Origin of the sequence: Burkholderia sola, assembly GCF_905400185.1 — a bacterium.
GTDB lineage: Bacteria > Pseudomonadota > Gammaproteobacteria > Burkholderiales > Burkholderiaceae > Burkholderia > Burkholderia sola.
The window spans coordinates 652599-665355 of the sequence record NZ_FR989677.1; the positions used below are offsets into that span (position 1 = coordinate 652599).

Genomic DNA, 12757 nt, shown 5'->3' on the forward strand with positions numbered 1-12757 from the left:
TCTGCGGCGGCTGCGGCCTTACGATTTCCTGCATCGACACCGATTCGGCAACCACCGCGACACGCCACCGGGCCAACGGCGACACGTGCGCGCACGCAGCAATTCATGCTGCGCGGGCGGCCTAAAACGGTCGATTCGTATCGTGCGGGGCGCCCGAATCGCGACAAACCGCATTTTGGCGATGCTTAAATGAATTGCATGTGTACGACGTCGCGCCCGCCACCAGCAAGCGGGCGCGGCGCGATTGAACAACCACGCTGGACCCTTGGACCCACTTCCCACAGTCAGGAGCAGTTCGGATGAGCGACGATATCGACAACGGCGGCAAGGGCGGCTTCACGCGCCGCGACATGATGAAGGTCATGGCGGCGGGCGGCATGATGGCCGCCGGCGCCGGCGGACTGCTGATGACCCCCGATTCGGCATTCGCCGCGCCCGCGCCGAAGCGCGGCGGCAAGATCCGGGTTGCGAACGAAGCCGGCTCGACGGCCGATACGCTCGACCCGGCCAAGGGCTCGACGGGCGCGGACTACACGCGCTTCTTCATGTTCTACAGCGGTCTCACGCAGCTCGATGCGAGCCTGACGCCGCAGATGAACCTCGCCGAGTCGCTGCAGACGACCGACGCGAAGACCTGGATCATCAAGCTGCGCAAGGGCGTCACGTTCCACGACGGCAAGCCCGTCGGCCCGGCCGACGTGGTGTTTTCGCTGATGCGCCACAAGAACCCGGCCACCGCGTCGAAGGTCAAGACGCTTGCCGAACAGTTCTCGGATGCGAAGGCGACCGGCCCCGACGAAGTCACGCTGACGCTCGCGAGCGCGAACGCCGATCTGCCGGTGATCCTCGCGACGCCGCAGCTCGTGATCGTCAAGGACGGCACGACCGACTTCTCGACCGGCGTCGGCTGCGGCCCGTACAAGCTGAAGTCGTTCAAGCCGGGCGTGTCGACCATCGGCGTGCGCAACGACAGCTACTTCAAGCCGGGCAAGCCGTATCTCGACGAGATCGAGCTGATCGGCATCAGCGACAGCGCCGCGCGCCTGAACGCGCTGCTGTCGGGCGACGTGCACCTGATCAACGCGATCGATCCGCGCTCGACGCAGCGGGTCTCGTCGACGCCGGGCTACGCACTGAAGGAAACCAAGTCCGGCCTCTATACCGACCTGATCATGCGCAGCGACAACCCGATCGTCGCGAACCCCGATTTCGTCGAAGGGATGAAGTACCTGTTCGATCGCGAACAGCTTCGCACGGCGGTGTTCCGCGGCTATTCGGTGATCGGCAACGACCAGCCGATTCCGCCGGGGCATCGCTACTTCAACGCGTCGCTGCCGCAGCGCGCGCACGATCCGGACAAGGCGAAATTCCTGCTCCAGAAGGCGGGGGCGCTCGGCGCCGCGCTGCCGCCGATCTATGCGACGTCCGACGCGAACGGGTCGATCGAAATGGCCGTGCTGCTGCAGCAGGCCGGCCAGAAGATCGGGCTGAACCTGCAGGTCAACCGCGCATCGCCCGACGGTTACTGGTCGAACCACTGGATGAAGCACCCGCTCACGTTCGGCAACATCAACCCGCGTTCGAGCGCCGACGTGCTGTTCACGCAGTTCTTCAAGTCGGATGCGCCGTGGAACGAGTCGGGCTGGAAGAACGCGAAGTTCGACCAGTTGCTGCTCGCCGCGCGTTCGGAAACCGACGACGCGAAGCGCAAGCAGATGTACGGCGACATGCAGGTGATCGTGTCGCAGCAGGGGCGGGTCGGCATTCCGGCGTTCATCAGCTTCCTCGACGGCTACGACAAGCGGCTCGCGGGCCTCGGCTCGATCCCCACCGGGCCGATGATGGGCTTCACGTTCGCCGAGAACGTGTGGTGGAACGCATGATGTTGTGGCTGGCCGCCGTTGCGTGGCCGGTGCGGGCGACCGCGCCGGCCACGCGGGGGCTTTTCGGGAGTGTCGCTCCATGAACCGAATTCTCATCGGGCTGATCGGCCGGCGCATCGCGGTCACCGCGCTGACGCTGCTGATCGTGTCCGCGATCATCTTCACGATCACGAACCTGCTGCCGGGCGACGCCGCGCAGGCCGCGCTCGGCCAGTCGGCGACGCCGGAGACGGTCGCCGCGCTGCGCCAGCAGTTCGGTCTCGACATGCCGGCGCACGTGCGTTACCTGCACTGGCTCGGCGGGCTGCTGCACGGCGATTTCGGCCGGTCGTTTTCCGGCGACATGCCGGTGTCGGAACTGATCGGCGGGCGCCTGCCGAAGTCGCTCGCGCTGGCGGCGATCACGACCGCGGTGTCGGTGCCGATCGCATTGCTGCTCGGGATCCTCGCGGCGGTCAAGCGCGAGTCGGTGATCGACCGCGTGATCAGCCTCGGCACGCTGTCGCTCGTCGCGACGCCGGAATTCCTGATCGCGACGGTCGCCGTGCTCGTGTTCGCGGTGAAGCTGCACTGGCTGTCCGCACTGTCGTACAGCGGCCCGATCGAAAGCCTGCACGATTTCCTGCGTGCATATGCGATGCCGGTGCTGACGCTGTGCGCGGTCGTGATCGCGCAGATGGCGCGCATGACGCGCGCCGCGGTGATCGAGCAACTGAGCGCGTCGTACGTCGAGATGGCCACGTTGAAGGGCGCGAGCCCGGCGCGCGTCGTGCTGCGCCATGCGCTGCCGAACGCGATCGGCCCGATCGCCAATGCGATCGCGCTGAGCCTGTCGTATCTGCTCGGCGGCGTGATCGTCGTCGAGACGATCTTCAACTATCCGGGCCTCGCGAGCCTGATGGTCGACGCCGTCAGCAATCGCGATTTCCCGTTGGTCCAGGCGTGCACGCTGATCTTCTGCGTCGCGTACCTGACGCTCGTGCTGTTCGCCGACCTGTGCTCGATCGTGTCGAACCCGCGACTGCGCACCTGAGTGTTTCGTCTTTCTTCCGAGATGCCGCCCATGCAACCGATCGAACCCGTACAACGCAGCAGCGCGCTGCCGCCCTCCGGCGACCCGCCCCTCGGGCGGGGCAGCATGCCGCCTGCCGCGCCTGCTCCCGAACAGCCGCGCAAGCGCCGCGCCACGCGCCTCGCGTTGACGACCGGCGGCCGCGTCGGCCTGTCGATGGCCGGCCTGATGCTGTTCGTTGCGGTGTTCGCGCCGCTGATCGCGCCGCATGACGTCGGCGCGATCGTCACGCCCGACGTGTTCGCGTCGTTCAGCGCGAAGCTGCCGTTCGGCTCCGACTTCCTCGGCCGCGACATGCTGAGCCGGATCCTGTACGGCACGCGGCTGACCGTGCTGCTCGCGCTGGCCGCGGTGCTGCTCGCCGCGGTGACCGGCACGACGCTTGGGCTGCTCGCGACCGTGTCGGGCCGCGCGGTCGACGAGACGATGAGCCGGCTGCTCGACGCGCTCACGTCGATTCCGTCGAAGATGTTCGCGCTGATGTTCGTCGCCGCATTCGGCTCGTCGCTGCCGCTGCTGGTGCTCACCGCCGCGGTCAGCTACATGCCGGGCTCGTACCGGATCGCGCGTGCGCTGGCGGTCAACATCAGCACGCTCGAATTCGTGCAGGTGGCGAAGGCGCGCGGCGAAAGCGCGCTGTACATCGCGTGCGTCGAGATGCTGCCGAACATGATCCACCCGATGCTGGCGGACACCGGGCTGCGCTTCACGTTCGTCGTGCTGCTGCTGAGCGGCCTGAGCTTTCTCGGGCTCGGCGTGCAGCCGCCGTACGCGGACCTCGGCTCGCTCGTGCGCGAGAACATCGCGAGCCTCGGCGACGGCTCGGCCGTCGCGATCATGCCCGCGGTCGCGATCGCGATCCTGACGGTGGGCGTCAACCTGTTGATCGACGGTCTGCCGCATCGCGGCCGCCGCAAGGGCGCGGCCGGCGCCGCCGGAGGACACTGATGCGACACGAATCGAATCCGCTCGTCGAGGTGCGCGGACTGCGCGTGGTCGGCGGCCGGCCGGGCGGCGACGAAACGACGATCGTCCACGGCGTCGACTTCGACATCGGGCGCGGCGAGGTGCTTGCGCTGATCGGCGAATCGGGCTCCGGCAAGACGACGATCGCGCTGTCGCTGATGGGCCATGCGCGCGCCGGATGCCGGATCGCCGGCGGCTCGGTGAAGCTCGACGGCACCGACGTGTGCACGCTTTCCGGACCGGCGCTGACCGCGCTGCGCGGCCGCAAGGTCGCGTATATCGCCCAGAGCGCGGCCGCCGCGTTCAACCCGTCGCGCACGATTCTCGACCAGGTGATCGAGAGCGCGCTGATCCACAAGACGATGACGAAGCGCGACGCGCAGGCGAAGGCGATCGAGCTGTTTCGCGCGCTCGCGCTGCCCGAGCCGGAGACGATCGGCAAACGCTATCCGCACCAGGTATCGGGCGGCCAGTTGCAGCGGCTGATGGCCGCGATGGCGCTGATCACCGATCCGGAGCTGGTGATCCTCGACGAGCCGACCACCGCGCTCGACGTGACCACGCAGATCGACGTGCTGCAGGCGTTCAAGAACGTGATCAAGCGCTGCGGGATGAGCGCGGTGTACGTGTCGCACGACCTGGCCGTGGTCGCGCAGATGGCCGACCGGATCGTCGTGCTGAGCGACGGCGTGATCCGCGAGGCGGGCGATACCGAACAGATCCTGCATGCGCCGACGCACCCGTACACGCAGAGCCTGATCGCGGCGGTCACGCCGAACGATGCGGAGCGCGACGCGCAGGCGCAAGCACAGGAGCCGGCCGCGCCCACACCGCTGCTCGACGTGCGCGGCGCGATCGCGGGCTACGGCGGCCGCGCCGCGAACGGCTGGCCCGCGAAGGTAATCCTGCACGAAGTCGACCTGCGCATCGGGCGCGGGCAGACGGTCGGCGTGATCGGCGAATCGGGCTCTGGCAAGACGACGCTCGCGAAGGTGATCGCGGGCCTCGTGCCGGCGACCGGTGGCGAGATCCTGCTCGACGGCGTGCCGCTCGCACGCGATATCGTCAAGCGCACCAAGGAGCAGCATCGCCGCGTGCAGATCGTGTTCCAGAACGCCGATACCGCGCTCAACCCCGTGCATACCGTCGAGCGCACGCTCGCACGACCGCTCGCGTTCTACCACGGGATCAAGGGCGCGCGTGCCCGCCAGCGCGTCGCGGAGCTACTCGAGCTCGTGCGGCTGCCGCCGGCGGTGGCGTCGCGGCGGACCGGCGAGCTGTCGGGCGGGCAGAAGCAGCGCGTGAACCTCGCGCGCGCGCTCGCGGCCGAGCCCGACCTGATCCTGTGCGACGAGGTCACGTCGGCGCTCGACACCGTCGTCGGCGCCGCGATCATCGAGCTGCTGCGCGACCTGCAGGCGAAGCTCGGCGTGTCGTACGTGTTCATCACGCACGACATCGCGAAGGTGCGCGCGATCAGCGACGACATCGTCGTGCTGTATGCGGGCCGCCGCGTGGAGACGGGCAGCCGCGACGCGCTGTGCGCGCCGCCTTATCACCCGTATTCGCATCTGCTCGTGTCGTCCGCGCCGGAGCTGCGCGCGGGCTGGCTCGACGATGCGGCCGAGCGTTGCCACCGGCCGCTGGTGCCGATCGGCGCGCGCGAGAACGAGGACGAGCTGTGTCCGTTCCTGTCGCGCTGCGCGATGCGCGTGGACGGCGTGTGCAACCGGACGGCCCCGTCGCTGCGCACGCTCGGCAACGGCGCGCAGGTGCTGTGCCATCGCAGCGAGGAGGATCTCGCGCGCTTCCAGGCGGAGCCGATTCCCGCCGGTGTCGCGCCGCTGCAACTGTAGTGCGTGGCGCGCGAACCGTGCATCGCGCAGGGCGGTGAACGGGCCGCCGCATAGTCTGCCGCGGCGGTCGCGCAAAACGGCAATTTGCACGCGTGCCGCGCGCGAATACGCGGCAACTGCGGTTTTTGACGGTGATTAAATGATTCTCATTGAACGGTCGCCGATCGTCGTTGCGGAAATGCTCGAGAAGGATCCGATGAAACTGGAATCGTACTGGCTGGATACCCGCCCCGCGTTTCGCGCCGGAAGCGAAGGCCCCGTCGAAGGGCGGGCCGACGTCGTCGTGATCGGCGGCGGGTTCACCGGTTTGTCGGCGGCGCTCGCGCTCGCGCAGCGCGGCGTTTCGGTGGTCGTGCTCGAAGCCGCGCAGGTCGCGGGCGAAGCGTCTGGCCGCAACGGCGGCCAGTGCAATACGGGCGTCGCGCAGGACTACGCGTCGCTGGCCGCCCGCATCGGCGCCGCGCAGGCGAAGCAGTTTTATCTCGCATACGAAAGCGCGGTGAAGAGCGTCGAGACGATCGTGACCGAACAGGCGATCGATTGCGATTTCCGGCGCGCCGGCAAGCTGAAGCTCGCCGCGAAGCCACAGCATTTCGCGGGGCTCGAAAAGACCTTCAACGCATTGCGGCGCGACGTCGATCCGGATATCGAACTGATCGAACCGTCGCGGATCCGCGACGAAATCGCATCCGACGGCTTCTACGGCGGGCTCCTGCAGCGCAACGGCGCACAGATGCACATGGGCAAGTTCGGCGTCGGCCTCGCGCAAGCGGCCGTGCGGGCCGGCGCACGCGTGGTCGAGCACGCGGCCGTCACGCAGATCGACCGGCTCGACGGCGAGCGCCACCGGATCACCAGCACCCGCGGCACGATCGTTGCCGACCGCGTTCTGGTCGCCACCGGCGCATCGCAGCACGGGCCGTTCGCGTGGTTCCGGCGACGCATCGCGCCGGTCGGCAGCTTCATCGTCGTGACCGAGCCGCTGCCGGATGCGCAGCTGAACCGGCTGTTTCCGCATCGCCGCGCCTACGTGACGTCGCGCCAGATCGGCAACTACTTCCGCGTGACGCCCGACAACCGGCTGCTGTTCGGCGGCCGCGCGCGTTTCGCGATGTCGAGCCCGCGCTCCGACGCGAAGAGCGGCGACGTCCTGCGCGCCGGCATGGCCGGCTACTTCCCGGAACTGGCCGGCGTGCGGCTCGACTACTGCTGGGGCGGGCTGGTGGACATCACCGCCGACCGGCTGCCGCGCGCGGGCCAGCACGACGGGCTCTATTACTCGATGGGCTACAGCGGCCACGGCGTGCAGATGTCGGTGCACATGGGCCGCGTGATGGCCGACGTGCTGTATGGCGCGGCCGCGTCGAACCCGTGGCGCGAGCTCGACTGGCCGGCGATACCCGGCCATTTCGGGCACGCGTGGTTTTTGCCGCTCGTCGGCGCGTATTACCGGATGCAGGATTTCCTGCATTGAAGCGCGCGCCGGGAGAATTCGACATGACAGTGCAATTCGTTGGCTCGCCGCGTGTCGCGCGGCCCGTGTCGCCGGCGATCGGCGACGTGCTGCGCACGATCGACGCGTCGTTCGCGCAGCCGCTGAACCTCGACACGCTCGCGGCGGTGGCCGGGTTGAGCGTGTCGCGCTTCACCGCGCGCTTTCGCAGCGAAACCGGGCTGTCGCCGCACCGGTATCTGTGTCTCGTGCGGATACGGCGGGCGCAGGACCTGTTGCGCGCCGGTCTCGCGCCGTCGGTCGTCGCGACCGACGTCGGCTTCTTCGATCAGAGCCATCTGTGCCGGCATTTCCGGCGCGTGCTCGGGATCACGCCGCGCGATTACATGGTCGCCCGTACGGGCGGCGCACCGGTGCGAGCGCCATCGACGCGCATGCGCGCCGAACGCCGCGATGCATCGTGTCACGCGGCGTAAGCACACGTATGGACGACATGCCCCGCTGAGGATTTTCCGGCAGGCGAGCCGGCGAACGACGATTTCCGATATCGCGTGACCGCTTTCGAACGAATCCGTCACGCACTGCACAGGAGCAGAAATGACCGCAGTTTTCGTGTTGCACCGGGCCGACGGCGCACCGTCTTCCACCGCATTCAGCAAGCAGGCGTTCGGCGCGAGCGATCCGTTCGCGTCGCATCGCGAGATCGCGTGGGAAGGCCCCGACGCGATGGCCGCGGGGCGCATCGGCTTCGTGGGCGAACTGGATGTGCCGAGCTTTCCGCACATCGAAACCCTCGTCGTCGTCCAGGGCGAGTTGACGCTCGAAGCGCCCGGGGCCGCACCGCTGGTGGTCGGCCCTGGGCAAGGCGCCGTGATCGGCTGCGGCACCGCGCTGCGTATCGCCGCGGCATCGCCGGTACTGCTGATGTTCTGCGCGGCAACGTGCGAGACACCGACGAAACGCGGCATCTTCGCGCTGCACGCCGACGCGAACTTCAAACCGTCCGCCACGCTGCCGGCCGAGGTGCTGCTCGGCCCCGCGCCGCAATGCCGCAGCGACAACGTGTTCACCGACGACGGCGCCGGGTACTGCGCGGGCACGTGGGATTCGACGCCGTATCACCGGATCGTCCGGCCGCATCGCGCGAACGAGTTCATGTTCCTGCTGGACGGCGGCGTCCGGTTCGCGGCGCCCGACGGCAGCGTGCAGTCGCTGGGCACCGGCGACGCGCTGTTCGTGCCGCGCGGCGCGTCGATCGGGTGGGAAAGCAGCGAACGCGTCGCGAAGTTCTACGTGATGCAGAACGTCAAACCCTCCACCGAACGAGACTGAGCATGTCCCCTCCGCTGCGCCATATCGAAACCTTGTCCACGCCGCCGGCCGCGGCCGACGTCGTCGTGATCGGCGGCGGCATCATCGGCGTCTTCACCGCCTACTATCTGGCCCGCCGCGGCATATCGGTCGCGCTCGTCGAGAAAGGGCGCATCGGCGCCGAACAGTCGAGCCGCAACTGGGGCTGGTGCCGCCAGCAGAACCGCGATGCGCGCGAGTTGCCGATGGCGAGCAAGAGCATCGATCTGTGGGAACGCTTCGCCGCCGAATCCGGAGAAGACACCGGCTTTCATCGCTGCGGGCTGCTGTATCTCAGCAACGACGAGGCCGAGCTGTCCCGCTGGGCCAGCTGGGGCGAATTCGCGAAGACCGCCGGTGTGACCACATACATGCTCGACAGCAAGCAGGCCGCCGAGCGCGGACGGGCGACCGGGCAGCAGTGGAAGGGCGGCGTGTTCTCGCCGACCGACGGCACGGCCGATCCGGGCAAGGCCGCGCCGGCCGTGGCCGCCGCGCTGATCAAGCTGGGCGGCAGTGTCCACCAGCACTGCGCGGCGCGCGGCATCGAGCTCGAAGGCGGCCGTGTCGCGGGCGTCGTCACCGAGGCGGGCGTCATCAAGACGCGAACGGCCGTGATGGCCGGCGGCGCATGGGCGTCGTCGTTCTGCCGCCAGCTCGGCATTCGCTTTCCGCAAGCGTCGATCCGTCAGTCGATCCTGAGCGTGTCGCCCGTCGACACGCCGTTGCCGGATGCGATGTACACGTCCGGCGTGTCCATCACGCGCCGCAGCGACGGACGCTACGCATTGGCGATCAGCGGCCGCGCGCGCGTGGACCTGACGCCGCAGTTCCTGCGCTTCGCGCCGCAATTCGTGCCGATGTTCGCGAAACGCTGGCGCAATCTGCTGCCGGGCGGCCTCGAAGGCGTGCGTGGCGGCCATGAAACGTTGAAGCGCTGGCGCCTCGACGCGCCGACGCCGATGGAAGCCGTACGCATTCTCGATCCGAAGCCCGACATGCCGACGATCACCGAAACGTACCGACGCGCGTCCGAACTGCTGCCCGAACTGCGCGAAGCGAAGATCACGCACGCGTGGGCCGGGTTCGTCGACAGCACGCCGGACGGCGTGCCGGGCATCGGCGAAGTGCCGGGCGTGCCGGGGCTCATCCTCGCGGCGGGGTTTTCGGGTCACGGCTTCGGGATCGGCCCGGGCGCCGGGCACCTGATCGCCGATCTCGCATCCGGTGCGCAACCTTTCGTGGACCCGGCGCCGTACCGGCCCGGCCGGTTCAGCGAGTCCGCATGGGGCAAGGTCGCCGATTTTTGATGCAACGCCGTTACATGGATGAGCGGTCGCCTGAGTACGACGCGCATCGAGCCGGACCGCCCACGAGCGGCCGGATCGGTGCGGCGAACGTTCGCCGGTCCGTCAGTGCGATGCGACAGCTTGGGAGTGCGTGATGCGTTTCAGTTCGTACTGGCTCGATACGTCGGAGCCATTCGTGAGCCACTCGCCGGAATTGCCCGACGGCAGCTGCGACGTGCTGGTGGTGGGCGGCGGGATCACCGGTTCGGCCGCCGCGCTGGCGCTGGCCAAGAAGGGCGCGCGCGTGATCGTCTGCGAGGCGGGCACCGTCGGCCAGGCGGCGTCGGGCCGCAACGGCGGCATGTGCAACAACGGCTTCGCGCAGGATTACGCGTCGCTGTCGCAACGTCTCGGTACGGAACTGGCGAACCGGCTCTATCTGGCGTTCGACGCGGGCGTCGACACGGTCGAGCGGCTCGTGAAAGAAGAGTCGATCGATTGCCATTTCGCCCGCACCGGCAAGCTGAAGCTCGCGGCGAAGCCCGAGCACTACGACAAGCTCGCGCGCAGCCAGGCATTGCTCGCGGCGAGCGTGGACCCCGACACGCGCCTGGTGACGAAGGCCGAGCTGCGCGACGAGATCGGCTCGGATCGTTATCACGGCGGGCTGCTGTTCGGCAAGAGCGCGGGGATGCATGTCGGCCGCTACGTACGCGGCCTGGCGCGCGCTGCGCAGGCGCGCGGCGCGCACATCGTCGAGCAGGCGCCGGTGCTGGAATTGAAGCGGGACACGCGCGGCACCTATGCGGCGCGCACCCCGCTCGGCGAAATCCGCGCGCGCCAGGTGCTGCTCGCGAGCGGTATTTCGCACGTCGGGCCGTTCGGCTGGATTCGCCGCAGGGTCGTGCCCGTGGGCGCCTTCATCATCGTCACCGAGCCGTTGCCGCGCGCGCTGCTCGATCGCCTGCTGCCGACACGCCGGATGGCCACCGACACGAAGAACTTCGTCAACTTCTTCCGGACGACGCCCGACGGCCGTCTGCTGTTCGGCGGCCGCGCGCGGTTCGCGACGTCGAATCCGCGTTCGGACGAAAAGAGCGGCGCGATCCTGCGGCGTCAACTGGCCGCCGTGTTTCCCGGGCTGGCCAGCGTACGCATCGACTACTGCTGGGGCGGGATGGTCGACATGACGGCCAACCGGCTGCCGCGCGCGGGCGAGCGAGACGGCGTTTACTACTCGATGGGCTATAGCGGCCACGGCACGCACATGGCCACGCTGATGGGCACGTTGATGGCCGAGATCATGGACGGACGCGCCGACCTCAACCCGTGGAAAGGGTTCGACTGGCCCGCGATTCCGGGTCACTTCGGCAAACCGTGGTTCCTGCCGTTCGTCGGCGCCTGGTATCGACTCAAGGACTCTTTTCAATGAATTCCCCTGTTGTTCACCTGATGCAAGCCGGCCGGCTCGAGCGTTTCTTCATCGACGGCGACTGGGTGTTGCCCGACGGCAGCGACCGGTTCGCAGTCGTCAGTCCGTCCACCGAGGACACGCTGGGCGAGATCCCGCTCGGCAGTGCGCGCGACGCCGACCGCGCGGTGCAGGCCGCGCGCCGCGCGTTCGAACGCTGGTCCGCGACGTCGCCGCAGGAACGCGCGGCGCTGCTCGACCGCGTGCATGCGCTGATGCTGGAGCGCGCCGAACTGTTCGCCGCCGCGCTCGCGATGGAAATGGGCGCACCGATCGGCTATGCGCGTGCCGCGCACGTGCCGCTCGCGGCCGAACATATCCGCGTCGCACGCGACAACCTCGCGCGCTACCCGTTCATCGAGCGGCGCGGAACGACCGCGGTCGCGCGCGAGCCGATCGGCGTGTGTGCGCTGATCACGCCGTGGAACTGGCCGATCTACCAGATCACCGCGAAGGTCGGCCCGGCGATCGCGGCCGGCTGCACGGTCGTGCTGAAGCCGAGCGAGCTGTCGCCGCTCAGCGCGCTGCTGTTCGCGGAAGTGCTCGCCGACGCGGGCGTGCCCGCCGGCGTCTTCAACCTCGTGAGCGGCAGCGGCGAAACGGTGGGCGCGGCGCTTTCGTCGCACCCGGAGGTCGACATGGTGTCGATCACCGGCTCGACGCGCGCCGGCGTGCTCGTCGCGCAGGCGGCCGCGCCGACCGTCAAGCGCGTCGCGCAGGAACTGGGCGGCAAGTCGCCGAACATCGTGTTGCCGGACGCGGACCTGTCGCGTGCGGTCCCGCCCGGCGTGGCCGCCGCGTTCCGCAACATGGGGCAGTCGTGCAGCGCGCCGACCCGCATGATCGTGCCGCGCGCCGTGCTCGGCGAGGTCGAGGCACTGGCCGTCGCGGCGATGCAAACGCTCGTCGTCGGCGATCCGTTCGACGAGGCCACGACGCACGGGCCGCTGGCCAATCGCGCACAGTTCGGGCGGGTTGCGCAGATGATCGACGTGGGCATCGACGAACGCGCGAAGCTGATCGCCGGCGGCCCCGGCCGGCCCGCGGGTCTCGAGCGCGGCTTTTATGCGCGGCCGACGATTTTCTCCGAGGTGCGCACCGACATGGCGATCGCGCAGCAGGAGATCTTCGGCCCGGTGCTCGCGATCCTGCCTTACGACACCGTCGACGAAGCGATCGCGATCGCGAACGATACGGTCTACGGGCTCGGCGCGCACGTGCAGGGCACCGACAAGGACCGCGTACGCGCGGTGGCCGCCCGCATCCGCGCGGGGCAGGTGCATCTGAACTACCCGGCATGGGACCCTCAGGCGCCGTTCGGCGGGTACAAGCAGTCGGGCAACGGCCGCGAGTACGGGATCGAAGGGATGGAGGAGTACATGGAGATCAAGTCGATCGTCGGCTTTTACGACTGACG

Annotated in this window: 10 protein-coding genes; all 10 read left to right on the forward strand. The window is 68.7% G+C overall.

Translation table 11 applies throughout. The annotated features are described in order from the left end of the window. The first annotated feature begins 299 nt into the window (after window positions 1-299). The 10 genes from KR541_RS32955 (at window position 300) to KR541_RS33000 (ending at window position 12755) form a co-directional block, all read left to right on the forward strand. Window positions 300-1883 carry an ABC transporter substrate-binding protein gene (locus KR541_RS32955; protein WP_050016869.1) on the forward strand — a complete coding sequence of 528 codons (1584 nt, stop codon included), beginning with the start codon at window positions 300-302 and terminating at the stop codon, window positions 1881-1883. Window positions 1884-1962: 79 nt separating this feature from the next. Next, window positions 1963-2916 (forward strand): ABC transporter permease, encoded by a 954-nt coding sequence (locus tag KR541_RS32960; RefSeq protein WP_012336804.1) that lies wholly within the window; start codon window positions 1963-1965, stop codon window positions 2914-2916. A gap of 30 nt (window positions 2917-2946) precedes the next feature. Continuing rightward, a complete protein-coding gene (locus tag KR541_RS32965) occupies window positions 2947-3903 on the forward strand; it encodes an ABC transporter permease (RefSeq protein WP_050016872.1) in 957 nt (318 codons plus the stop codon). Beyond that, window positions 3903-5777, forward strand: a complete 1875-nt coding sequence (locus KR541_RS32970; RefSeq protein ID WP_050016874.1) for an ABC transporter ATP-binding protein — start codon at window positions 3903-3905, stop codon at window positions 5775-5777. The genes KR541_RS32965 and KR541_RS32970 overlap by 1 nt, the downstream gene beginning before the upstream one ends. Before the next feature lie 196 nt (window positions 5778-5973). After that, entirely contained in the window at window positions 5974-7251 is a 1278-nt protein-coding gene (locus KR541_RS32975; RefSeq protein WP_425542646.1) for an NAD(P)/FAD-dependent oxidoreductase, read from the forward strand. 23 nt (window positions 7252-7274) lie between these two features. After that, entirely contained in the window at window positions 7275-7706 is a 432-nt protein-coding gene (locus KR541_RS32980; RefSeq protein ID WP_050016963.1) for a helix-turn-helix domain-containing protein, read from the forward strand. Between the two features lie 121 nt (window positions 7707-7827). Then, window positions 7828-8562: a cupin domain-containing protein gene (locus tag KR541_RS32985; protein WP_209924362.1), complete on the forward strand. Its 735-nt coding sequence runs from the start codon at window positions 7828-7830 to the stop codon at window positions 8560-8562. A 2-nt stretch (window positions 8563-8564) separates the two neighbouring features. Next, window positions 8565-9890 (forward strand): NAD(P)/FAD-dependent oxidoreductase, encoded by a 1326-nt coding sequence (locus tag KR541_RS32990; protein WP_050016878.1) that lies wholly within the window; start codon window positions 8565-8567, stop codon window positions 9888-9890. A gap of 133 nt (window positions 9891-10023) precedes the next feature. Next, window positions 10024-11301 carry an NAD(P)/FAD-dependent oxidoreductase gene (locus KR541_RS32995; RefSeq protein WP_089490488.1) on the forward strand — a complete coding sequence of 426 codons (1278 nt, stop codon included), beginning with the start codon at window positions 10024-10026 and terminating at the stop codon, window positions 11299-11301. Beyond that, complete coding sequence (locus KR541_RS33000; RefSeq protein ID WP_216090102.1) at window positions 11298-12755, forward strand: aldehyde dehydrogenase family protein; 1458 nt, start codon at window positions 11298-11300, stop codon at window positions 12753-12755. The genes KR541_RS32995 and KR541_RS33000 overlap by 4 nt, the downstream gene beginning before the upstream one ends. Window positions 12756-12757: the final 2 nt, after the last annotated feature.